The sequence below is a fragment of the Rhizobium sp. B21/90 genome (assembly GCF_019355815.1).
Lineage (GTDB): Bacteria > Pseudomonadota > Alphaproteobacteria > Rhizobiales > Rhizobiaceae > Rhizobium > Rhizobium rhododendri.
The window spans coordinates 202,750-226,684 of the sequence record NZ_CP072163.1 but is presented as its reverse complement, the minus strand read 5'-3'; the positions used below and the strand labels follow the sequence as shown (position 1 = coordinate 226,684).

Sequence of the window (23,935 nt, the reverse complement as noted above, 5' to 3'; positions counted from 1 at the left end):
TAGGAGCTGCAGTCATTGCCACCTAACGCTACATACGGCGCGACGACCATTCGATAAACCTGCGGAACCCGAACATTCAAATGATTAATTTGAGATGTTCCGATACCACGAGGCCGGCAGCTCCCCGCAGAGCGGTGAAGCCTTCTCCGACCCCATTGGAGACGATTGTTATTTCTTGGTTGGGACGCTTGGGGACGAGGTCCTGAACATGTTGCTTTATCAAGTCGCATAGATGCAACCCGCCGGTCGCCGCATCCCCGTGAAGAATGTAGAAATTGAGCGACATCGTCTGCTGTAGGTTAGCTATTCCCACGGCGATGTTGCGCGCGTATCGATCCAGGAGTTCACGTACGGGCACAGCGCCGGTCTCCGCCTCGGAAACGAGCCGGGCGCTCGTTATCTCTTGAGGATTGTCCATCTTCATTCTGGCAGCTTCGTCCCGGAGCCAGGAGAGAGCGGCGATCGTTTCCCAACATCCGCGCTTGCCGCAATTGCAAAATAGTCCGTCAAACTGGACGATCGTATGACCAAGCTCGCCGCCGGAGCCGGCCAAGCCGCGATAAACCTGCCCATTGATGTAAAATGCGCCGCCCAACACCTCTCCGGTGTAAATTGCCGCAAAATTTTGCTGCCCTCGTCCTGGGCCGAACCACCGGTCGCCGACCAACAGCGCACGGGGATGATGATCAATCACCACCGGCAGGCCAAAATGAGCGCTTAGGATGTTCACGAGCGGTAGCCCGGTTAGAACAGGCGCAAGACTTACCGTAATGATAATGCCGTTGTCGCTGTCAATCATACCCCCGGCAGCAATGCCAATGCCGAACGGCGGTTGAGTTGTTTCGGCTAGCGTCTTCGCCAGTGTTTGTATCATGGTCGCCGTAAAGGCCTCCACCTTACCATCGACGTCGAAGCTTGCCCTCTGAAGAGCGGAAATCTCGCCCGTCAGTGTTACAAGGCACGTTTGTATCCTGCCAGGCAGAAGTAGGACAGCAACCAGCATCGGCGCTCCTGGATTAAAAAACAGGGGACGCGCCGGCTTTCCACCTTGGGCGGGTGAGCGCGTGGCCCTGCCCTCCACCAAAAGGCTCTCGGCAATCATGGGTTGCACGATGCCAGTGACCGTCGTTCGGTTGACGCCGGCTTTTCTTGCCAGATCAGCGCGGCTCGTAGGGCCATTATCGTAGAGGGCCTGCAGAATCCTACCCCGGTTAATGGCACCCACGTCCGAAGACGAAACAAGCATCATACCATTTGCTGATGCTCCTTGATCCGGCATGTCCGACTTAGACGCGCGCAATCCGTTCAGGCTCTTGCTCTGGTTTTCCAACGCCACTTTATAGTCCCTGTTGATGGCTGCGGTTACAGAAGTTGCGCAGCTCGTTTCGCCGTTTTCATCAGACTTCTAGATGAAAGACCGAACAAAATAAAATCGTGAAGTTCTTCGACGGAGGCTACGTACATTCCGGGGGCGCCACATAAATCACCATTGACACATATCATATGTTTGTGCGAAGTCCAAACATATGGCACTCAAAGAAGTGCGGACAAGATAATGCGGGATCATAGCGGCTTTGCGACGTCAGATCATGCAGGAGCATGATCGCGCGCTCAACCGCACCAATAAACACTGTGGAGAGAAGCATGAAATTTGATACTATGTCAGTGTCTCGTCGCAATCTGCTCAAGGGCGTTTCGGCAACAGCACTTGTTTCGGGCGTGCTTGGTTCTCTCGCAGCTCCTCGGGCGCAGGCACAGGACGTCACCAGCGTCAGGGTGCTGTCGGTCGAAGATCCCTTTTTCTTTTCGATGAAGGCGATGATCCCAGATTTCGAGAAGGAAACCGGCATCAAGGTGGAGCTCGAAAGTCTTTCCTATGATGCGCTGCAAGCTCGCTTGGTCTCGGCCTTTGTCGCCAAGACGTCCGATGCTGACGTCATAGCGGTCGATCAGATGTGGCTCGGGCAATATCTCGACAACGGTTGGATCGTCTCTCTCAACGACTACATCGCCAAGGACAAAGATATCGACCTTACGGACTTCATCCCCGAGGTGCTTTACTCCTCAAACATGTGGCGCGGCCAGATCGCAACGCTTCCGGTGGCCGCCTATGCGCAGGGGGTCATGTATCGCAAGGACATGTTCGATGAGTTCGGTATTGCCGCTCCACCGACGGACACGTCCGAAGACTGGACCTGGACGGCCTATATCGACACTCTAAAGAAGCTGGAAGGCAAGCAGTTTTCTGGAAAGCCGGTCTATCCGACGGTCGTGTGCGGTTCTCAGCCGTCGCCTATCGTTCACATGTTCACTCAGATCTCGACCAGTCATGGCGCTGGTTGGTTCAAGTCCTTTCCGAGTCAGCCCTGGAATTTCGAGCCGACGCTGTCGGGCCCGGCTTGGGAGAGATCCATCGATGTCTACCGCCAGCTCTACAAGCTCTCTCCACCCGAAGCGATCAACTATGTCTAGTTCGATGCTGGCACGCGTTTCGCCAAGGGCGATATCGGCATGTTCTACTGGTGGACGCCCTATTTCTACCTGGTCAAGAACTCCGGTTATATGACCGGCACAAAATCCGATGTGATGGATAAATACGCGGCCGCGGCACTGCCAAAAGCCGATGGCGTCAAGCAGACCATCAGTGTCGGCGGGTGGAGCCTCGGGGTACCGGCAAGCTCGGTCAAGCAGGCTGCAGGCTACGCCTTCATCAAATGGGCGACCTCCAAGGCCACCCAGAAGAAAATGGCCCTCTGGCCCGACCTCAACTATCAGTTCTCCGATTTCGCTCGCGCATCGCTCTATGAGGATAAGGATCTAAAGGCGGTCTATCCGTATCTCGATGTGCAATTCCGAATGATGAAGCAGGGCAACGGCAAGGTCACGCGTCCTCCGGTCCCCGGCTATACCGCACTTGAGAGCGTCTTTGGCTTGACCCTCAACCAGCTTCTGACGGGTTCGGACGCGGCGGCGCCAGCGTTGGAACGGACCAACAGCCTGTTTGCCAGCATCTCGAAGGGGAATTTCATGATCCCTTACCAGAAGGAAAGCTACGACGACACCCTGGATAGCGCCAAAGCCCTGATCGGAAAGCTCGGCAAAAGCTGATAGCTTTCGTCTTCCGGCATCACGAGCATGATGTCGGAAGACGTGGACGCTCTGACACAGGACCCTGAGATGACCACGATGACTGCAAATCTGCCAGCCGCAGCGGCTGCCGGGCGGCGAAGCTTCGTCCGCCGTAACCTTCCATACCTGCTGATCGCGCCTTCGGTCATCATGCTTTTGGCATTGATAGCCTATCCGCTTCTGTTTGCGCTACGTTCGAGCTTCTACTTCTGGAACCTCCAGATCGGGCCGGAACCGCAAGCTTTTGTCGGCTTCGAAAATTATGTCCAGGCGCTGAACGCTTTCGACTTTCGCGACGCGCTAGTCAACACGCTGATCTTGTCCTTCCTCGGCACAGCGTTGGAGTTCATCTTTGGGCTGTCGATTGCCTTGATCCTGCTTCGGGCGCTGCCCGGCATGAACGTCGTGCGCGCGCTCCTCATCCTGCCGACGACAATTGCCCCTATCGTTGTCGGCTTCCTGTTCCGCTATCTCTATGACCCGAGCGGTGGCCTCCTGACATGGCTGTTGACGTCCGTGGGCCTGCCGATCCCACCACAAGGACTGCTGGGCTCGCCGGCAACCGCACTGTCCGCGGTCCTGTTTTCCGATATCTGGCAATGGACGCCCTTCTTCGCCATCGTCCTTTATGCCAGCCTCCTGTCGGTTCCCGAGGAGATCGTTGAGGCAGCGCGGCTTGATCGCGCCTCTGCATGGACAATTTTGATGCGGATCAAGCTGCCATTGATCAAGCGCACGGCTATCATCATTGTAATGCTGCGCTTCATGCAGCTCTTCAACACTTTCGACACGGTCCTCGTGCTGACCCGCGGTGGCCCCGGTACCTCGACCAGAACTCTTGGCTATTCGCTTTACGAACAGGGTCTGATCAATTTCAACATTGGCCTCGTCAGCGCGATGACCTGGATCACGGTCCTGATCGTCAACATCATCGTGGCGCTCTACGTCTTCTTCGCCTTCCGAAATGAGGAGTGGTAAAATGACATCCGGCAAAAACATTCTCTACACACTCCTAACTTACGCGGCTGGACTGTTCTTCCTTGCGGTCTTCATCGGTCCCATTTTGTGGTTCGTTGCCCTGGCGCTCCGTCCCCCAGAAAGTGCCTTTGCAATGCCGCCGCAGTTTACCTTCTCTCCCACCCTTAATGCCTTCCGACACATTCTCGTTGACCCTGGCACAAACGCACCGCAGCTCTTCAACAGCCTGGTTGTCGCCATTGGCGCTGTCCTTCTCAACCTGCCGTTTTCGATCCCGGCAGCCTATGCGCTGTCGCGCTTCAGGCTCAAGGGCAAGAAGAACATCATGTTGTGGTATCTCGGCTTGTTGATGGCGCCGCCTATCGCCTTTCTTATTCCCTATTTCATCCTCATGAACCGCATCGGGCTGACGGGATCCTATCTCTCTATGGTGCTCGTCCTGCAGACCATAACCATTCCTTTTTCGGTCTGGCTCATGAAGAGTTTCATCGATGAGGTGCCGGTAGAACTGGAAGAGGCAGCGCGCGTCGATGGTGCCAGGTGGTACACGATCATGTGGCGCATCACGCTTCCGATTGTTCGCCCCGGCATCATCGTCACCTCTATGTTCGCCTTCGTCTTCGCCTGGAACAATGCCGCATTTCCCCTGGTGTTGAGCTCACGGTCGACGGCAACGCTTCCCATCGGAACTCTGGGATACTTTGCGACCAGCGGGGTGACCTGGAACTACATCGCCGCCGCTGCCGTGGTTGCGATGATTCCTCCGATGATCATTTTCCTCGTTTTCGATCGCTACGTGGTACGAGGCCTCACCTTTGGTTCGGTGAAGGGCTGATTGCCACCTTCAATGGAGTAAAAACTGACATGACCAAACTGCGAATGGGCGTTATCGGCGCCGGCCTTTGGGGCAACAATCACGCTCATACTTTCAACGTGCTGCCCGAGACCGAACTTGTCGGCGTATGTGATATCGACGAAGGCCGGGCACAAAAAATGAAGGAAAGCTCAGGCGCATCGGTGGCCTTGACCGACTACAATGCGCTGATCGCCCGCGATGACATTGACGCAGTGTCTGTGGCCACGCCCGACTTCACCCACACACCGATCATTCTTGCCGCCTTGAAGGCGAACAAGCATGTGCTTAGCGAAAAGCCGTTAGCAACCACCGTCGGGGAAGCAGAGCAAATCGTCGAAGCCGCCGCCGCCTCCAAGGGCAAGCTGATGATCGACTTCCACAACCGCGTCAACCCGATTCTGGCGCAGGTCAAGACCATGGTCGAATCCGGTGAGATCGGTTTGCCCAAGCACGGCATGACCCGCCTGTCGAATACCACCTTCGTGCCATTCGACATGTTGAGCTGGGCGTCGAAATCCTCAGCCCTTTGGTTTCTGGGCAGCCATCTCGTGGACATTCTGCGCTTTGTACTTGGCGATGAGGTCGGCCGCGTCTATGCGGTCACCCGGGACGGCACGCTGAAGGCCGGCGGCGTCGATACCAAGGATTTCCATCTGTGCATCCTCGAATTCAGCAAGGGCACGGTGGTCACCATGGAAAACAGCTGGATCCTCTCGCGCGACAACCCGTCTCTGGTCGATTTTAAGCTGGAGCTGGTTGGGGAAAAAGGCCAGATCCAGGCCGATCCCACCCACAATGGCGGCCTGCGACGCATGGTCGAGGGCGGTTTGCGCTACTCCGATTATATCGGCATGACGCCGACCGGTTCCACCCGCATCGGCGGCTTCGTGCTGGAATCGATCGGCCGCTTCGTTGATTCGGTCGTGCGTGGGGAACCGCTTCTGGCCGATGCCATGGACGGACTTGCCAATACCAAGATCCTGGCAGCCATTGAGCAGTCGGCATCGTCGGGACAGGCTGTCGATATCGCCTAAAATCACATTAGGTCAGGTCTGCGCTTTTAAGGACGTGACCCAGACCATCATGAGACGCAGGAGTTTTCAGTCATGGCATCCTTGGCCTTCGACGGGGTCGGCAAGACTTATACGGACGGAACAGTCGCCGTCGCCAATGTCAGTTTTACGATTGCGAATGGTGAATTCGTCGTGCTCGTCGGGCCTTCGGGCTGCGGGAAATCGACCTTGCTGCGCATGGCCGCAGGGCTGGAGCTGCTCAACAGCGGCCGGTTGATGATGGATGACACCGATGTCACCTTCAAAGAACCCCAGGATCGCGATATCGCCATGGTGTTCCAGAACTATGCGCTCTACCCGCATATGACCGTTTATGACAACATGGCTTTCGGCCTTCAGCAACGCAAGATGCCAAAGGAGAGGATCGAAAAGCTGGTGCGCGAGGCAGCCGAAATGCTCGATCTCACACGCTATCTTCAGCGCAAGCCCGGCGCCTTGTCTGGCGGTCAGCGCCAGCGCGTCGCCATGGGACGCGCCATCGTGCGCCATCCGCTCGCCTTCTTGATGGACGAGCCGCTGTCCAATCTCGACGCCAAGCTGCGCGTCCAGATGCGCGGCGAACTGAAGCTGCTCAACGAACGACTCGGCGTAACGACCCTCTATGTTACCCATGATCAGGTCGAGGCGATGACCATGGGCGACCGTGTCGCAGTGTTGAAGCCGGTCGGAGATGCAAGCGAAAGCAACCTGCAGCAGATCGATACCCCGCAGATGCTGTACGACCGTCCTGCCAATCTGTTCGTTGCCGGTTTTATCGGCTCCCCGGCGATGAATTTCGTGCGTGTCGATCTCTCGAAAGAAACCGGCGGCCTCGTTGCCTCGGTTGTGGGGACCGGGGCAAGGATCAAGGCTCCGGACAGCGTGGCACTGGCCAGTTATATCGGGCGCCAGATTGTTGTCGGCATCCGGCCGGAAATGTTTCAGGTCTGTCAACCGCAAGAAGCGATCTTCAACGAGGCCGTGCCTGTAGCCGAAGCGCTCGGGGCGGACACGTTTGTGTTCTTCGACATCGACTCACCACCGGGATGTCAACGAGGCGTCCGAGATCGAGAGCCTGACGGCCAAAGGCAAGAACCGGCTGGTTGCCCGCATTCCGCCGGCAATGACCCCGCAGCCTAAAGAACGGCTGCCGCTCACTGTCGAGTTTGGCAAGCTTCACTGGTTTGATCCGTCTACTGGTCTCGCGATCCACGACTGATCAGACGCCCACTCAAAATCGTAACAGACACTCTTCTCCGCTTGGCGCGGTGAGGACACCAAGAGGTATTGCGATGTCACGACCGCAGGATAGCCAAACCTGGAACGAGATCTTCGCCCAACCAGCGATCTGGGAAAAATGGGGCAGGGACCTGGCGCCACGCGCCAAAGAGATCCGCGACTGGATCGTCCGGTTACAGATCAATGAAATCGTATTTGCAGGCGCCGGCACCTCAGCCTTCATCGGTGAGATCCTTTCGGTCGCCAAGCCCGGTCCAATCCGGCTCGGGGCTATCCCGACCACCGATATTGTCGCGTGCCCATCTTCAAGCCTGCGCAATGACCCACGGCTCTTGGTGGTGCAGTTCGGCCGCTCGGGTGATAGTTCCGAAAGCATCGGCACGCTCGATCTGCTTGATGGCCAGTTTCCCAGCGTCCAGCGCCTCAATATCACCTGCAATCCGCTTGGTGCGCTTGCAACTCGCAAGCCAGCAGGGCAAGGCGAGCACCAAAGCATCGTCTTGCCTGAGGCAACCCATGACACTGGCTTTGCCATGACATCGAGCTTCACGACAATGCTATTGTCGGCGCTGGCTTGCATTCTTCCGGAAGACGAGATCGGCGAGACACTGGCCACGCTTTCCGATGCAGCTGGCAAGATCCTGGAGGGGTTGGCCGCTTCGACACCACCAAGGCCAGAACGTGTCGTCTTTCTCGGTTCGGGTGCCCTAAAGGGTGTGGCCCGAGAATCGGCGCTCAAGGTCCTTGAACTGACGGCGGGCCGCACGGTCACGTCCTGGGACAGCACGCTTGGCTTTCGCCACGGTCCAAAGGCTATCCTTGGCGGCAACGACCTCGTTGTGGTCATGATCCATCCGGACCCCCACACCGCTTTGTATGACTGGGACGTTGCGCAAGAAATCAAAGAGCAATACCCCGATGCGACGGTGCTAACATCCGGCGGTCATGGATGCGACCTCGTCGTGCGGCAGTTTAAAGATGCGCGCTGGGAGGCCGTCCTGCATGTTCTCGCAGCCCAAGTCTGGGCCGTCACTTGGTCAGGTGCGTTAGACCTTAACATCGACAATCCGTTCGCGGGCAAAGGCAATCTTTCCCGTGTGGTCTCCGGCGTGACCCTGTATCCGGTGCAGCCATGATATCGGGAGGCATCGATATTGGTGGTACGAAAATCGAGGCGCGTTTGTTTGCGGCCGATTTTACCACAATCGAGAGGCGCCGCCTGGCGACGCCAAAAGATGATCTTGCTGGATTCATGGCGGTTCTTGTCGACCAGGTCGAATGGCTTCAGAACGTCTCTCGTTCGAAGGCGCTGGCAGTTGGCGTCGCGTTTCCTGGGTTGATTGACCCCGGCACGAAACGCGCCTTCACCTCGAACTTGCCCGCTGGTGGACACGCCATTGAGTACATACTTGCTGAAAAGGTCGGTCGCTGCCTTCCAATGATCAACGACTGCCAGGCCTTTGCCTTGTCTGAGGCAAATGGAGGTGCCGGCGATGGGTTCAAGACCATAGTGGGTCTGATCATGGGCACGGGTGTCGGTGCTGGACTGGTGTCGGGGGGCGCGCTCGCCGAACGGCTCAACGGTTCCGCCCTCGAAATCGGCCATGCCGGCGTGCCCCAGCGCACGCTTGCGCCGCGAGGCCTGCCGCTGTGGTCTTGCGGCTGCGGCAAGCAGGGGTGTTTCGAGCAATATGTCTCTGGACCAGGTTTGGTCGCGCTCAGCAAGTTTCGGCTTGGGGAGCACGTGACACCGCCAGAACTTGTAAAGCGGGCAAACAATGGTGAAGCAAATTGCTCGGCCGTGCTCACCGAATTCATCGAGATCGCAGCAGAACTGCTGCTCCTGATCCAGCTTAACCACGATCCGGACTGCATTGTCATCGGCGGCGGTCTTTCGGCGATCCAGGGCCTTGGGGAGCAACTGTCGGACGCTCTTGGTGCCCTACGGTTGGGCGAGATGCGGCCGCCAGCGCTCCGCATCGCGCGTCATGGCGACAGTTCGGGGGCCCGCGGCGCCGCGATGTTAGCAAAAAAAATTATGGACGAGGCATAAATGGAATCCATCGATTTGAAGCGCGGCATTGGTCGCAACGGGCTATCCCAGTCCTTCGCGTTTACGAGTGTCTGCGAGGCCCATCCAGATGTCCGGGAGGCGTCGATCTCTCTTGCCGGAGCAATGAAGCTGCCGCTTGTCGTTGGAGCAACAGGCAATGAAGTAAGACAGCACGGCAGTTTAGGGGTCATCCCATGACGCGGCTGATTGCGCCGCATTACCTCTGGCACGAGAGTCAGCTCTGCGAAGGCATGGCGGTCGAAATCTCAGGCGGCAGAATAACGCGAATGCGTCCGCTCAATGACGGTGAGACCCCCGATCTGCGGATACATTTCCTCGGTCCAGCACTGACCGACCTTCAGGTCAATGGAAGCGGCGGAGTGATGCTGAATTCGAACCCGACAGCCAAAGCAATTGCGCATATTGTGGAAACGCAACGCTCGCTCGGGACAGGTTGGGTGATGCCGACTCTGATCACCTGCGAGCGCGAGGTCATGTCACAAGCCGCAGACGCTGCTGTAGATGCCTGGGGCGTGGAGGGATTTCTCGGACTTCATATCGAAGGTCCGCATCTCAACGTCGAGCGCAAGGGCACGCACAATGCCGCTTGCATCCGGCCGATCGATGATGCAACACTGTCACTCCTTGCGCTGCTACGCTCATCCGGCATACCCGTTATGCTGACGCTGGCGCCGGAATGTGTTGACGCCGACACCATCCGTCGCATCGCCGATATGGGTGTAGTCGTTTCCGCCGGTCATAGCGCGGCAACGGCTGCGGAAACACGTGCAGGGCTGGCCGCAGGGATTAGTTGTTTCACCCACCTCTACAATGCCATGCCCCCGATGCAGTCGCGAGAGCCTGGAATTGTTGGCGCGGCCATTAATTCCGATGGGTTCGCCGGCATCATCGTCGATGGCCATCACGTGGATTGGAGTATGGTCGCTCTGGCCTGCAGGGCGCGTCCGCGCAATGGGCGCATGTTCATGATCTCGGATGCGATGGCGACCATCGACGGACCTGATCACTTCGAGCTTTATGGCGAGACCATTTATGTGCGGGACGGTGCGCTGGTCAATGCTGCCGGCTCTCTCGCCGGCGCTCATATCGACCTTGCAGCATGCCTTGCCAATGGCGTCAGAGAGGTCGGATTGCCGCTTGCAGAGGCATATGAGATGGCCGCGATGGTGCCGCGTGACGTCATGCAATTGGCACGACCGGGCCTTGAGGCAGGCGTTCCAGTGACCGAGGTCATAGCCCTCGACGAACAGCTGCAACGTCAGGCGCTGTGAGTGCCATTCTGCAGGTCTTTCCCATGAACCTGCCGTACTTTTCCAGAGGATCAGTTCCATGAGCTACGACACCAACCCGTTCTCAACATCCGATTCTGATCGCCATGCGATATGGGAGATGCTGGTGCGAAAAGATATTGACGGGTTTGTCGCACAAGACTGGTCGATTTTCACCGACTGTTTCAAGTATGACGGGTTTGCCGGCTTGGATGCCAAAGGTTCACTTGACCCCGCTGATTGGGCCCTGCGATTCCCCACGGTCGAGGCCTACCGCGTTGCCTGGCTCGAAGATGCCCTCCGATCGGCTACGACGGCCTATGCCGAAGATCGGTGCCTCGCGCTCTTTCGCGCTACCAACATGCTCGACATCCGCGTCGATGGCGCAACCGCAATTGCCCGCAAGACGTTCGACGACGCCATTGCAATGGTCCATGGTGGTTCGGAGACGCTCAACTGGCAGTCCGTCTTTTTCTGCGCGAAAACCCTTGGCATGTGGAAAATTACGGGGTTTATTGGCTTCCTGCCATTCTGATCTGCTGACCGTGCCCAAGTCGCCGCACTAACGCTCGAGCATCTAGGCGGAACGCAGTTGCGCCTACATTCTCAGGGCGATCTAGGCGGTTACTTCCTCCCGGTTGCTCAAACGCCCAGATCAGGGTAGCGACGCCTCGACTTAGGAACCGCAAATGCGTTTACCTCCGCGCCCGTGCGAAGCCGCTAACGCGGACGAGAGACGAATGATTGCAAACCCTATGTTCCTGTTGGGTAGCTGGCGGCACCAGTTGGGCATTAAGGCCGTCCTTTCAACACAAAGCCCAGGTCCTCTACCGGGCATCGGCCAACGATGCCTTTTTGGCCACGACAACCGATGTGGGCGGCGGCGGTGAAAGCGCGAAACGTTCGATGGGGCCGACCAGCAGTCAGTAGCTGACCACAGCGCAAATCACATGAATTCCGACGTAGAGCAGAGCTCCGTGGAACGAGCCTGTGCCCTGGATGATGTAGCCGATGGCAACGGGAGTGATAATGCCCCCCACGCTGCCCGCTGCGTTGAACAGCCCCCCGGTCAGTCCGATCGCCTCTTTTGGCGCGGTGTCTGCCACGACTGTCCAACCAAGTGCCCCGAACCCCTTTCCGAAGAACGCTGCGCACATGATCGCCACGACGATGAAATTCACCTCGGTGTAATTGCAGAGGATGATGCTCGCACTCAGTCCGAGCCCGAGTGTGATCGGTATTTTGCGGGCAAGGCTCAGCGATCCGGTCCCGACGAAGCAGCCAATCAGAAAAGAACCCCGTCGTTACTCCGCCTATACAGCCGAAGATCGCTGGCAGGGATGCCACGAAGCCGGCGTGAAGCATCGAAAAATGCCGAGCTTCAACAAGATAGCTTGGAAACCAAGAGATAAAGAAGGTCGATAGGGAAGCGATGCAATATTGCGCCAAGAAGATCCCAACAAGCATCCGGTTTGTCAAAATCTGCTTGATGGCCTGACGGGTTGCGAGCGGCGGCGGGGCGTCGGCCGCCGGTTTCGCACCAACATCGGTCAAGGCGCCCCGCGATTTGATGTAGTCGAGCTCGGACTGCGAGACTCGCGGATGTTGGCTGGGCGCGAAATAAGTCAGAAGCCCGCGTTCCAGCAAACCATCCGCTGCGGCCGATCCGTGCCATCGTAGACGAGGCGCTGGAGGTTCTGTCCCCGGATTTGTAGTGACAGAATCCGGTACAAATTTCGAAGAATTGGGATCGAGAACTTCTGACGTCGTGAGCGCCTGATGAGCTTCTCAGACAAACAGACGTCTTCAAGTCATGCGATGCAAGAAACAGCCACCGGTTCAGCGACAACGTGGGTTAGACACGCATGTGCCATCTCTACCGCAACATAACCCAACAAATTAGAACATTCGAAAACAGGTGTCCTTGATACGATCCAAGCAAGCCCATCCCGAGGCTGAAGAGGACTCCCAAAATGACTTTCGAGCCAGATGCCAAGTTACCCGTTCAAGGAAGTCTTTCACGGGTAAATGCACTCGACTTAAACGCGGAAAGAGTTTGGACGTACCAACACACGATCGATCTTGGACAGCATCCGCGCTTCGCACTTTCGGGCACATGGATCAGGTTAAGCGCCTGTGCTCTTATCATTGGCGTATCGTCCGCAGCGGCCTATACCACTCAGTGGCACGGAGCCGCCAATCCGCCTGCCGCAAGACCAAGCATCCACACTGCTTCGCTGCACGGGGGCGTCAAGCCTACAGGGCTGATGGCTGCTATCGATTCTTCGCCAGCGCGCGGGGCCAGCACCTCGCCTTTCCCCCTGGCGCCTGTGGTCGCTATTCCATTTTCAAAACCGGCGAACTACGCTTACGACAAAATTGCCTCTCCACGCGCCAATAAACCAACTTCCCCGATCAAGAGACCTTCTAATCTCGAGGTACTCAAGGAATGTGGTTCAAAATGTCAAAGGCGAGATCACCAAGCCGTAGGTTCAATCCGGCACGGTCAGGTTTCCAACAACGCGCTACTGACGAAGGGCGATGAGGCCGGTCGAGGCTTTCGCCCTCTTCAGCAAGCTCAATATGTGCTGGAGCAAACCGCTGCTGTGCCTTGGCTGGCGATCGAGACGGGTCGCAACGCCATTAGGTCTATCGCGGATCTGGATTGAGCAGCGCGCGGATTGGCAGCGCCACAATCCGTCGCGTTGCACCGCCGCCGCAAAGCTCGAAACAAAACCGAATAAGATCGAACACACCGTTGAGCTGAGAACAGCTAAGCTCATTTCATAAAAAGGAGTAGGTCTGTGACGCTGCACTCAGATGTTAAATACCGTAACCCAATCCTCGTCTTTCTTGCTAGAAATGGGGCGGATGTAATTTTATCGCAGCTGAAGACCCATGGATATATGGCCGTTGCTGTTTACACCATCCCCGAACTATTCGACGCACTGCGCTCTGGCGGTTATGCTCTGGTCGTGACAACGCGTCCGGGCATAGCAATGGTTCGCAATATAAAGCTCACCCCGGTGTTGAACCTGGAGGTCTTTTTCTACGATGTAATCCTTGGTGACGGCAGTGTCCACGCTTCAAAGCAATTCGACGGCAAAGCGTTCATGGAGCGTATTCGAATTTCAAACGTTCCTCGGTCCACGCGAAAAAGCTCCCAGCCTGATCTTTCTAAATCGGGTCGCAACCTCAGAAAAGCTCGAAGGACAATTGTTAGATGGTGGCGTGCTGCAAAATCTTCGTTCTGCAACCGCGCACCTGTCGGCGAGAAGCAATGAACAGCATCAGAAACAAGATGCTGGCGGAAAACGACCATGGTGAACATACTGCGCAGGTGCAGCTTTAGGCGAAGCATCAAGAAGCTTTAGAAAATCGATTTTGCGTCTCCTTCGACTTTGGATACGTTACCGATTTCGGCACTGAAGCGGGAGTTTCTACTGTATGGGGTATGTATCGTTGTGTTCTGGGCGATAGGAGCGGCATCAATAAGTGGATACGTGATTACGGCACTATTTCTCCTTGTCACCGTCGGGCACGTCGGCAAATGCTGGTTTTGCCTTCTATAGCGGAATTAATGATAGCGTCCTGTTGCGGCGCTACGCGTCAGCGCTGCTACTCACTGCATTCTTCCGCCTGGTGGTCGGGAGAGCTTACGACAATCAACGGTTCTCATCGGCATTGAGAAAAGCGGCGAGATCAATCTATCGTCGTAATTCGAGGCATCCTCCCCACCTCCAACAACATATCTCAACATCTTCAAATGTAATTTCATGCAACAGCCGGCGGCTTTCGCGGTAACTAGTGAGAAATACGCTGAGATTGTACATGCAGCTTGAGGCGTCGGATCGTTAACGCTCCTGATGTATCGAGCGCGACAAGGGCAGTCGGGCGCGGAAAACAAAACGAAATGACTAGCTGCGTGCCTGGTGGCATAATGCTGGACTCGCAATTCAGTCAAAGGCAGAATACCCCAATATGGCATATGAAATGGCGATCTCTGATCAGACCAACGTGCTCGTCGTTGAAGATGACTTAGCCATCGCCGACATGCTTGTTGAGCTGATTAGGGGAGGCGGCTTCGAAGCAATGTCTGCAGGCAGCGGCGCGGACATGGACAAGCTTTTGCTTCACCATTCTTTCGACCTTATCGTGCTTGACGCAATGCTTCCCGGTGAGGACGGGTTTAGCATTTGCAGACGGCTCCGTTCGTCAAGTTCTCTGCCAATACTGATGCTAACAGCGATGCGGGAAGACATTGATCGAGTTCTGGGATTAGAGCTTGGAGCTGATGACTACGTTACCAAGCCATTTAATTCGCGTGAACTGATGGCGCGGATCAAAAGCATCTTGAGGCGAAGCGCACGCGGACGGGAGGTTGAGCCCGATCTTGCCCCAATGACGTTTTCAGGCTGGCGCATCGACCCGAAAAGTCGACAGCTACAAGATCCGGATGGGGTGCAGGTATCCATGACGACAGCCGAATTCGAAATCCTTCTGGCATTCTGCTCCCATCCAAACAAGGTGCTCAATCGCGAACAGCTCCTTTCAATGACACATGCAGGATCTGCTGGGCCAGTTGAGCGCAGCATTGATGCACACATCAGTCGCGTGCGACAGAAGATTGAGCCAAACCTGAAAGATCCGACCTTTATCAAGACCGTCCGGCTTGGCGGTTATTTATTCGCATCTCGGGTTGAGCGGGTAATTTGAGAAACCTTCGAAGAGCCTCCATACAACGGCAGATACTCATTCTAGCGACTTTGCTCGTTATTTTGGTTTCGATAGTTGCCATGTTTACAGAGCCTTTCATTTACGGCCGGCAAGATCGCGAGTTTCAGAATGGGCTGTTCGCCGGGCGAGCAGAAGCACTGTTCCTACAGTTCAAAGGTGCTAAAACACTGCAGCAAGAGGATGCTGTTCTTGCTGCGGCGGCGAGCATGGATGTTGCTGTCGAAAGTTTGCCCGCGGAAGAGCAGTTAACCTGGCAAGGAAATATCTCTTCCCATGAAGAACTCGTTTCGCGAGCTAAAGCGCTAACGGCCGGAAATATACTGACATCAATCAAGCACTTGTTCTCCGGGCAAGCCAAGCCGAATGTGCTGGCCGTGCGCGTTGATTATGGGCGTGTTCTGGTTTTCCGGATACCAGTGTTTCCCGCTGAAGTCTGGTTTGCGCCGGCCGTCGCCAGCGGGCTTTTGAAGATTGTAGTTCCTTTGCTTGTTCTTGCCTATTTTAGCGGCTTGCTGATCACCAACCCTTTGCGGCGGTTCGCGGCCGCGGCAAAGCGTGTGAGTATGGATGACGATACTCATGAGCCGTTTGAAGCGGACGGCGCATTGGAGATCCGCAGCTTGGCGGAATCGCTGAACGTAATGCGTAACAGGATCCAAAGCATGGTAGAATACCGTACCCGCGTTCTCAGCTCCGTAGGGCATGATCTAAGAACGCCGCTGACCCGACTGAAGATGCGTATCGAGCGTTGCTCCGAGCCCGAACTCAGGCATCTTATGCTGGCCGATGTTACCACATTGGCGTTTATGGTGGACGAATGCCTGGCATATTTTAATGATCCGTCCGATACGGAGAAAGCGCGTAAAGTCGACCTGTCCAGTCTGCTACAAACAATCGCTTCCGACTTTCAAGATGCAGGGATTGATGTTGATTATATAGGTCCCAGAAAATTGACCCACACCTGCAAGCCTCAAGCTTTGACCCGCGCTTTGACAAATTTAATTGAGAATGGATCCCGCTACGCGGCACGCATAGAACTGAAACTCAATACGAATGATCAGGGTGAGGTTGAAATTCTCGTTTGTGATAACGGCCCCGGCCTACCGGACGAACTCAAGGGAAAAGTGTTGGAACCATTCTTTAAGGCAGATGAATCCCGCCAAATTGGCGCAAAAAGAGGGCTTGGTCTTGGTCTTACGATCGCTCAAGGTATCGTGGTTAAAGGCCACTCCGGTCGCTTCTCTCTTTCGGACGGCGTGCCGCACGGCCTAATGGTTGTTATATGCCTTCCGGTTGTCCCAAATAGAAGCTACCATACAGTTGGGGCTGCGACCGAATAAAAGGCGCTCGCGAGAGGCTTGGGCGAATTCGGATTAAGATTGGCAGGCTTTGCTGAATTTGGGGTTGAGGGGGTGCTGTTGCACGATGTGATATATTCCTGCCATGACAAACAGGTTGTATTGACAGGTAACGATTCGCACTCACACGATTGGCGACCGGATAATTGCTTTAACAGGAGTCAGTCTTGAGGCACATTGTATTGGCGCCGTCGACCACCGCGCTTTTGGTCATCGACCTGCAGGAAGGCATATTGCAAAGAGCACTTGCGCCGCACTCTTCTGAAACTGTGGTGACAAATGCTGCAGCTCTCGCCAAGGCGGTCGCGTCATTCGGCGGTTTGACGGTTCGCGTCAAAATGGACTTTTCCAAACTGCCGGGCCAACCGACAGACGCGCAGAGTCGGATGCCAGACCCGCTACCACTACGTTTTACCGAATTTTCGTCGGCTGTATGCAGCTTGAGCGGACCTGTCGTGACCAAGCGCCAATGGGGCGCGTTTCACGACACTGAATTAGATATATTGCTAAACAGGGGCGGTATCACAGCCGTCATAATAGCTGGGATTGCAACAAATTTTGGTGTCGAAAGCACAGCACGCGAGGCGTGGCAGCACGGGTACTCAGTCATTATTGCGGAGGACGGATGCTCAAGCCTAAGTAGAGAAATGCACGAGTTTGCAGTCCACCGAATCTTTCCAGTAATCGCGCGTGTGCGATCAACAGGGGAAATCATTCACTCGATCAACGAAGCGCAGCGGTAAATCCCTCCGTCCCGTGATCAGGCGTTTTTCGCGATTTACGGAGGACGAACCAATGTGTAGAAAGCATCTAGTCTTTCGGCGATTAAGGTAATGCGGGTAACAGGTTAGGCGTTTGACAGGAGATCAAACTGAAAGTTCAAATTCTCGCAGCCGAAAAGTCTGTAGTTTTGCGAAATCCGGGAAAAGAATCTGAGCAAATCCTATGTCAGGATAATGCCCCAGACGCGCAAGTGACCATCACCAGAGTGACCATGAAGCCAGGCGCAGTTTCAGCTCGACATAGTCACCCCAACTCAGAACAGACTTGGTTGATAGAAGCTGGCCAAGGAATGCTGTTGCTTGAAGGCGACCAATCCATCCCTCTCAGTGCCGGTGAAATCGTTAGGACACCGCCATGCGTCGTTCATGGTATTGAAAATACTGGAGAGGGAGCCTTGGTTTATCTCGCTATCACCACGCCACCAGAGGACATGGGGAAGTACTACGAAGGGTAGGCAAGGCGCACGCTGAGGCTGGGGATACATACCCCCGTAGTGGGCAACATCTTACTCCCAACGTATGTAGCTCGGCGTTTTGAACAGATTACGGTGTCGTGCTGCCACGCACCCGGACTGCCGGGAAATGCACAAACTTTCCGTCGAACATTTTTGAACATTTCAAATAACACCGCAACATTCAGACAAATAAGTTGGCAACGGCAGAGATGCCATCGACCTTGGAGCCAACATTTGAAAACCCTATTATTCGCCATTTCGCTAGCCGCGTTGTCTTCTATCATATCTGGGTGCACCACAGCAGATCCGACGCCCTACACAGGACTTGCATCTAGGTCCCAGCTTCGCACAAACACCGAGGACAAATCTGGTCGGGTGCCGTACCGCTTCTCAACCACCGTTGACTGGCGACAGTACACCAAGATCATCATCGATCCGGTCACGATTTACCGGGGTGAAGACAATCAGTTCGTCAAGCTCACAAACGCTGACAAGTCGGTCCTTGCCGACTACATGCAGAATGTCTTTACGGCGCGACTCAAGACGAGGTTTGCAGTTGTCAAGAGCCCTGGTCCCCAAACCGTTAGACTGCACCTGACGCTGACCGGGGCGAAGGACACCACACCCATTCTCGGACCGCTCTCACATTTGGATGTCGGCGGCGTCGTGGTAAACACTGCGCAAGCCGTTCGAGGCCGGGAAGGGACAATGGCTGGGTCAGTGAGCTACGCCGTTGAGATTTACGAATCCAGGACCAATCGTCTGTTGTCTTCTTACGTCACCAAGCAATATCCGATGGCAATGAACGCTGGTGCGACGTTTGTGCGCTTGAAGGGTTCAAAAATTGGCATCGAAAGGGGCGCAGACTCTCTAATTGATCAAATGGCAAAGCCGCTAGTGATGCCTGAGAATTAGCAGCGGCTAATCGTTAAGCCGTTGATGGTCGTACTTGAAATCGCCAGCGATAGTGTTTGTTTGAATATGGCGTCCTGGTGCCTCCACCCGCTGAATTCAGAAACCTTTTTCTCATCCAGAAAACGATACTGTCTCGTTTGTCTTGTTTTTGGTTGATGTGGCCTGAATTCTCTTCATAAAGTTTCACCTGGGGACATTCCATGTCTTTATCTATGTCAGTAACGCGGACTGCATTATGGGCGTGCGTCGCCCTCTCGTTAACGGCCTGCAGCAATGAGGATGCCACTAAGAAAGCCGTCGCGGCGCCACCGACGCCTGTGTCCGTTGTAGAGGTGAGGCCGCAAACTCTACCGGTCGTCAGTGAATTGCCGGGGCGGGTTGCCTCGATGGTTACTGCTGACGTCCGCCCGCGCGTGACTGGGCTGGTGCTGAGGCGGGTTTTCGAGCAGGGAGCTGGTGTCAAACAAGGTGACCTCCTTTATGTGATTGACCCGGCTCCATTTCAGGCCAAGGTTGATTCAGCTCAGGCAGCTGTTGACAGCGCGGTAGCTGCTCGAAAATTGGCCTCCCAAAAGTCAGACAGGCAAACACAGCTTCAGCAAAAGGGCGTTACCAGCGCAGATGACAGTGAAACGGCAATCGCGTCGCTGGCCCAGAGCAACGCAGATGTTTCCCGAGCGGAAGCGGATTTGCGCTCGGCCGAGCTCGACCTTCAGTATACGCAGGTCAAGGCTCCCATCACCGGCACGATCGGTCGCGCTCTCATCACCGAGGGCACGTTGGTCAGCCCAACCTCAGACGTGATGGCGACAATCCAACAGATTGATCCGATCTACGCTGACTTCACCCAGCCCGCCGACACATTGATACTGTTACGAAATGCTATCAAGACGGGTCATCTTAAGGAGGTGGGTCGGGAGAGGGTAGCCATGAAGCTCGTGACGGAGCAGGGCAGTGCGTACCCACACGAAGGCAAGCTGTTATTTTCGGAGGCACGCGTGAACGCCCAGACTGGGCAACTGATCCTCAGAGGCGAGTTTCCAAATCCGGAACACAATCTGCTTCCAGGCATGTATGTTCGCTCAAAACTCCAGCAGGGTTCCCTGGAAGGCGCATTCGCTGTTCCGGAGCAAGCAGTGCAACGCGATACTGCCGGAAAACCTCAGCTATATATTGTCGACGCTAAAGGGAAAGTCGAAGTTCGCAACGTGACGCTCGGCTGGATTGTTGAAGGCCGCTGGGTTGTCGTCAAGGGTTTGGCAACTGACGACAGGGTCGTGGTGGAAGGATTTCAGAAGATTGCCCCCGGCACGTCTGTCAAGGCAGAGCCATGGCCCGGGATAGCCTCGACAAGCTCCGCCGCAAAGAAGGAGGGATAATTCTATGCCAGCCTTCTTTATCGAACGTCCAGTCTTTGCTTGGGTTCTCGCCATCGCGATTATGCTTGGGGGGGCGATCTCGCTCTTCCTACTTCCTATTTCGCAGTATCCAGATGTAGCGCCGCCCCAAATCACCGTAACGGCCACGTATCCCGGCGCTTCCCCGGAAGATACTTACGAAGGTGTTACGCGCCTGATGGAGGAGGAACTCAACGGCGTTCCTCGTCTCCTCTACTATGAATCAACATCCGACGCGGCTGGTTCCATCAAGATCACGGCGACCTTCGAACCGGGAACGATTCCCGAAACAGCGGCCGTCGATGTCCAAAACCGCATCAAAAGGGTGGAAGCCAGGCTCCCGGCTTCGATTGTTCAACAAGGGATCAATGTCGACACAGCGGGAGGCGGGACGCTGCTTTTGGTGGCGCTAACCTCTAAAAGTGGTTCGACCGACGGAATTTCTCTCGGCGATTACATGAGCCGAAACATTGCCAATGAATTGCGCCGTGTTACTGGTGTCAGCAACGCCCAACTCTTTGGTAGCGAGCGCGCCATGCGTGTTTGGCTTGATCCAGACAAACTGCTTGGCCTTAACCTGACACCCGCCGATGTTACAGCAGCCATCCAGGCCCAAAATGCGCAGGTCGCTGCTGGCCGTCTTGGCACGTCCCCATCTTTGCCGGATCGCCGCACGACAGGCTCCTTATTGATCAAAGGCCAACTCACTACGCCGGAGGAATTCGGTAGGATTGTGCTTCGCGCAGAAACTGACGGCTCGACTGTTCGACTCAGTGACGTGGCGCGAATTGAAGTGGGTGCCGACAGCTATGCGACATCGGTTCGCATCAATGGCAAACCTGCCGCGGGCGCTTCCATAGAACTTGCCCCTGGCGGCAATGCACTGAAGACAGCCACCGCAGTCAGGGCTCGCCTGACCGAACTTGCTCCTTCATTTCCAAGTGACATTGAGTATTCAATACCTTATGACACCACACCGTTCGTAAATATCTCAATCGAACAGGTGCTGATGACGCTGGTCGAGGCTATGATTCTCGTATTCGCCGTGATGTTCCTCTTCCTTCAGAACTTTCGATATACTGTCATTCCAACCATCGTGGTGCCGATCGCATTGCTTGGCGCTTGCGGCGTCATGTACGTCCTTGGATTCTCGATCAATGTTCTCACCATGTTCGGGATGGTGCTTGCCATTGGGATTTTGGTAGACGACGCGATTGTCGTTGTTGAAAATGTCGAGCGGATCATGACCGAAGAAGGGCTTTCACCAAAGGAGGCGACAAAGAAGGCGATGACACAGATCAGCGGGGCCGTTATTGGCATCACACTGGTTTTAACAGCCGTCTTCGTACCGATGGCGTTCTTCCCTGGCGCTGTCGGTGTGATTTACAAGCAGTTCTCCTTAACAATGGTCGCCTCTATTCTTTTTTCGGCGTTCCTAGCCTTGTCACTGACGCCTGCACTCTGCGCGACGTTCCTCAAGCATGTCGATAAAGGTCATTCTCACACGAAGAGGGGCTTCTTTGGTTGGTTCAACCGAGGATTTGATCGTGGGTCGAACAAGTATAGCAGATGGGTAGCAAGTCTCCTGCGAAGGGCAGGAAGGGTGATGCTGATTTACACCGTCGTGGCGGCGGTGACGGCGTGGATGTTCCTGCATCTGCCCTCGTCATTCCTACCCGATGAAGACCAGGGAACGCTGCTGGCCCAAGTTCAGGGTCCCGCCGACGCGACAGCGGAACGGACGCTTGATTCCATTAAGGCCATGGAGAAAATCGTCACCTCAGAAACATCTGTTGAGCGTATCGTAGCGATTAGCGGGTTTAGTTTCTCCGGATCAGGAGAGAACGCGGGGCTCGCGTTCATCACTCTCAAGGATTGGAGCGAGAGGACGTCCATGCAGTCGGCACAGGCACTATCGGCAAAGTTTAATGCCGGCTTCCAGATGATCAAGGATGCAAGTGCCTTCGCATTGTCACCACCAGCGATTTCCGGCCTGGGTAGCACCAACGGCTTCGCTTTCCGGCTTCAAGACCGAGGAAATCTGGGGACTGCAGCGCTCAATAAGGCGCGCGACCAATTCATGGCAGAGGCCCATAAAAGCCCCGTTCTCGAAGGCGTGATGGTTGAGGGCCTTTCGGACGCGCCGCAAACTGTGCTGACAATCGACCGGGAGAAAGCAAATACTTATGGCGTGACATTCGCCGATATCAATCAGACAATTAGCACAAACCTTGGCTCGTCCTACGTCAACGATTTCCCAAACTCTGGACGCATGCAACGTGTCACTGTGCAGGCGGACGCAGACAAGCGTGGAACTATCTTCGATGTTATGAACCTTACCGTTAGAAACGCCGCGGGCGGGATGGTTCCGATCTCCGCATTTGCGAGATACGAATTCACGAAGGGATCCGCACAGATCGTCGGCTACAACGGTTTCCCCGCAGTCCGGTTCAGCGGGCAGGCGGCAAACGGGTATTCGTCGGGTGACGCCATCACGGAAGTCGAGCGCATCGCGCAGACGCTTCCAGCGGGCTTTGGATACGAGTGGAGCGGCCAGTCCCTGCAAGAGATCCAGTCGGGGTCGCAAGTTCCGATGCTTCTTGGTCTTTCAGTTCTACTGGTTTTTCTCTGCCTGGCCGCACTCTATGAGAACTGGACCATCCCAATATCAGTGCTTCTCGTCATCCCTCTCGGGATTATCGGGGCTGTTGGCGCGGTGATGCTGCGCGATATGCCGAACGACGTCTACTTCAAGGTCGGCCTGATTACGATCATGGGTTTGTCAGCGAAGAACGCTATTCTAATTATCGAGTTCGCTAAAGACCTAAGGGCTGCTGGAAAATCGTCGTTTGACGCGGCGGTCGAGGCAGCACATCTCCGCTTCAGGCCTATTTTGATGACGTCGCTTGCATTCTCACTTGGCGTTGTCCCTTTAGCTATAGCCACTGGGGCTGGGTCGGCAAGCCAGACTGCTATTGGCACGGGCGTCCTCGGTGGTATGATATCGGCGACGCTCCTCGCAATATTCTTCGTACCGGTCTTCTTTGTCTACGTGATGAAGTTTACAAGCCGAAAGCAAGACCAGGCTGTTGAGGGCCTACAAATGTCTGCAGGAGAGTGAGGGCTTAGGCACATAGTCAGGGGTCAGTCCTGGATAAGCTTCATGGAAAAACGGCGACGGTCCTCGATGACGCCTCCGTTGACTTCCACTTTAGTCTGCTCCGCTGTCGATAACAATGCCAGCCGAAGCATCGGCAAACGACTAGAATCAGGAACGTCTTCGCATCTGTCCTTCCCATTGCTCGCCCGAGCTATGGGAACCGCTGGCCAGAAGCAGCAAACTTGCCGCGACCACGCCGCCAATGCCAAAGGCAATCCCAACACAGTCATATGAATGCCAGAGATCGGTGCGCGGCCGAGAATGAGCGGGCCAGCAAGGCTTCGGAGTTGAAGATGCCGAAGCAAAAGGCTGAAAATCTTGCTGCAATGTTTCTGGCCGTAGCGCATGCGGAGCAGGTAGGCCGTCACGTCGCCTTCTCCGCCCCCTGCAGATCCATCTGGGCCAGAGCCTTCGGCCCCTCCTTCGAGCCCGATATCATCTTGATTGTGGCAGCAAAGTGCGCCGCCGCAACATCTCCCAATATAACTAGACCCAACTCAATAGTGAGGCATGCCATACCTTTGGACACGGCAGC

General features: G+C 55.5%; 20 protein-coding genes and 3 pseudogenes. 19 read left to right on the top strand and 4 right to left on the bottom strand.

The features are described 5' to 3' along the window. Window positions 1–76 precede the first annotated feature (76 nt). Window positions 77–1,279 carry an ROK family transcriptional regulator gene (locus tag J5278_RS19235; RefSeq protein ID WP_209186831.1) on the bottom strand — a complete coding sequence of 401 codons (1,203 nt, stop codon included), beginning with the start codon at window positions 1,277–1,279 and terminating at the stop codon, window positions 77–79. Window positions 1,280–1,644: 365 nt separating this feature from the next. Between J5278_RS19235 and J5278_RS19230 the strand changes: the two are divergent. From J5278_RS19230 to J5278_RS19185, 10 genes and pseudogenes are all read left to right on the top strand, one after another. Further along, window positions 1,645–3,108 (top strand): annotated as a pseudogene (locus J5278_RS19230) (ABC transporter substrate-binding protein). Window positions 3,109–3,186: 78 nt separating this feature from the next. Then, the gene (locus J5278_RS19225; RefSeq protein WP_209186832.1) at window positions 3,187–4,107 is read left to right on the top strand and encodes a carbohydrate ABC transporter permease; all 921 of its coding nucleotides are present in this window, start codon (window positions 3,187–3,189) and stop codon (window positions 4,105–4,107) included. Between the two features lies 1 nt (window position 4,108). Beyond that, window positions 4,109–4,942: a carbohydrate ABC transporter permease gene (locus tag J5278_RS19220; RefSeq protein WP_209186820.1), complete on the top strand. Its 834-nt coding sequence runs from the start codon at window positions 4,109–4,111 to the stop codon at window positions 4,940–4,942. Between the two features lie 29 nt (window positions 4,943–4,971). Beyond that, the gene (locus tag J5278_RS19215) at window positions 4,972–5,997 is read left to right on the top strand and encodes a Gfo/Idh/MocA family protein (RefSeq protein ID WP_209186821.1); all 1,026 of its coding nucleotides are present in this window, start codon (window positions 4,972–4,974) and stop codon (window positions 5,995–5,997) included. 72 nt (window positions 5,998–6,069) lie between these two features. Next, window positions 6,070–7,234 (top strand): annotated as a pseudogene (locus J5278_RS19210) (ABC transporter ATP-binding protein). Next, the gene (locus J5278_RS19205; protein ID WP_247749509.1) at window positions 7,182–8,390 is read left to right on the top strand and encodes a phosphosugar isomerase; all 1,209 of its coding nucleotides are present in this window, start codon (window positions 7,182–7,184) and stop codon (window positions 8,388–8,390) included. Before J5278_RS19210 ends, J5278_RS19205 begins: the two are co-directional and overlap by 53 nt. Further along, window positions 8,387–9,307: an ROK family protein gene (locus J5278_RS19200; protein WP_209186822.1), complete on the top strand. Its 921-nt coding sequence runs from the start codon at window positions 8,387–8,389 to the stop codon at window positions 9,305–9,307. Before J5278_RS19205 ends, J5278_RS19200 begins: the two co-directional genes overlap by 4 nt. Beyond that, the gene (locus J5278_RS19195; RefSeq protein WP_209186823.1) at window positions 9,308–9,505 is read left to right on the top strand and encodes a hypothetical protein; all 198 of its coding nucleotides are present in this window, start codon (window positions 9,308–9,310) and stop codon (window positions 9,503–9,505) included. After that, window positions 9,502–10,599: an N-acetylglucosamine-6-phosphate deacetylase gene (locus tag J5278_RS19190; RefSeq protein ID WP_209186824.1), complete on the top strand. Its 1,098-nt coding sequence runs from the start codon at window positions 9,502–9,504 to the stop codon at window positions 10,597–10,599. Before J5278_RS19195 ends, J5278_RS19190 begins: the two co-directional genes overlap by 4 nt. A gap of 58 nt (window positions 10,600–10,657) precedes the next feature. Continuing rightward, a complete protein-coding gene (locus J5278_RS19185; RefSeq protein WP_247749507.1) occupies window positions 10,658–11,131 on the top strand; it encodes a hypothetical protein in 474 nt (157 codons plus the stop codon). Between the two features lie 388 nt (window positions 11,132–11,519). Here J5278_RS19185 and J5278_RS31005 read toward each other — a convergent pair whose 3' ends face one another. Together J5278_RS31005 and J5278_RS31625 are read right to left on the bottom strand one after the other, a co-directional pair. Continuing rightward, window positions 11,520–11,777: a hypothetical protein gene (locus J5278_RS31005; protein WP_247749506.1), complete on the bottom strand. Its 258-nt coding sequence runs from the start codon at window positions 11,775–11,777 to the stop codon at window positions 11,520–11,522. A 139-nt stretch (window positions 11,778–11,916) separates the two neighbouring features. Further along, window positions 11,917–12,075: pseudogene (locus J5278_RS31625) on the bottom strand (MFS transporter); the annotation flags it as partial. A gap of 494 nt (window positions 12,076–12,569) precedes the next feature. Here J5278_RS31625 and J5278_RS19175 point away from each other — a divergent pair. From J5278_RS19175 to J5278_RS19135, 9 genes are all read left to right on the top strand, one after another. Then, complete coding sequence (locus tag J5278_RS19175) at window positions 12,570–13,265, top strand: hypothetical protein (protein ID WP_209186826.1); 696 nt, start codon at window positions 12,570–12,572, stop codon at window positions 13,263–13,265. Window positions 13,266–13,400: 135 nt separating this feature from the next. Continuing rightward, window positions 13,401–13,880, top strand: coding sequence for a hypothetical protein (locus J5278_RS19170; protein WP_209186827.1), 480 nt, complete (start codon window positions 13,401–13,403; stop codon window positions 13,878–13,880). A gap of 697 nt (window positions 13,881–14,577) precedes the next feature. Further along, window positions 14,578–15,312 (top strand): response regulator, encoded by a 735-nt coding sequence (locus J5278_RS19165; protein WP_247749527.1) that lies wholly within the window; start codon window positions 14,578–14,580, stop codon window positions 15,310–15,312. Then, complete coding sequence (locus J5278_RS19160; protein ID WP_209186828.1) at window positions 15,309–16,673, top strand: HAMP domain-containing sensor histidine kinase; 1,365 nt, start codon at window positions 15,309–15,311, stop codon at window positions 16,671–16,673. The genes J5278_RS19165 and J5278_RS19160 overlap by 4 nt, the downstream gene beginning before the upstream one ends. A gap of 185 nt (window positions 16,674–16,858) precedes the next feature. Next, window positions 16,859–17,434, top strand: coding sequence for an isochorismatase family protein (locus J5278_RS19155; protein ID WP_209188325.1), 576 nt, complete (start codon window positions 16,859–16,861; stop codon window positions 17,432–17,434). 251 nt (window positions 17,435–17,685) lie between these two features. Then, window positions 17,686–17,928 carry a cupin domain-containing protein gene (locus J5278_RS31620; RefSeq protein WP_374108323.1) on the top strand — a complete coding sequence of 81 codons (243 nt, stop codon included), beginning with the start codon at window positions 17,686–17,688 and terminating at the stop codon, window positions 17,926–17,928. A 375-nt stretch (window positions 17,929–18,303) separates the two neighbouring features. Next, the gene (locus J5278_RS19145; protein ID WP_307877478.1) at window positions 18,304–18,843 is read left to right on the top strand and encodes a DUF3313 domain-containing protein; all 540 of its coding nucleotides are present in this window, start codon (window positions 18,304–18,306) and stop codon (window positions 18,841–18,843) included. A gap of 200 nt (window positions 18,844–19,043) precedes the next feature. After that, a complete protein-coding gene (locus J5278_RS19140; RefSeq protein ID WP_209207644.1) occupies window positions 19,044–20,222 on the top strand; it encodes an efflux RND transporter periplasmic adaptor subunit in 1,179 nt (392 codons plus the stop codon). Window positions 20,223–20,226: 4 nt separating this feature from the next. Beyond that, window positions 20,227–23,361, top strand: coding sequence for an efflux RND transporter permease subunit (locus J5278_RS19135; protein WP_209207645.1), 3,135 nt, complete (start codon window positions 20,227–20,229; stop codon window positions 23,359–23,361). A gap of 23 nt (window positions 23,362–23,384) precedes the next feature. Here J5278_RS19135 and J5278_RS19130 read toward each other — a convergent pair whose 3' ends face one another. After that, window positions 23,385–23,768: a hypothetical protein gene (locus tag J5278_RS19130; protein ID WP_209207646.1), complete on the bottom strand. Its 384-nt coding sequence runs from the start codon at window positions 23,766–23,768 to the stop codon at window positions 23,385–23,387. Between the last annotated feature and the right edge of the window lie 167 nt (window positions 23,769–23,935).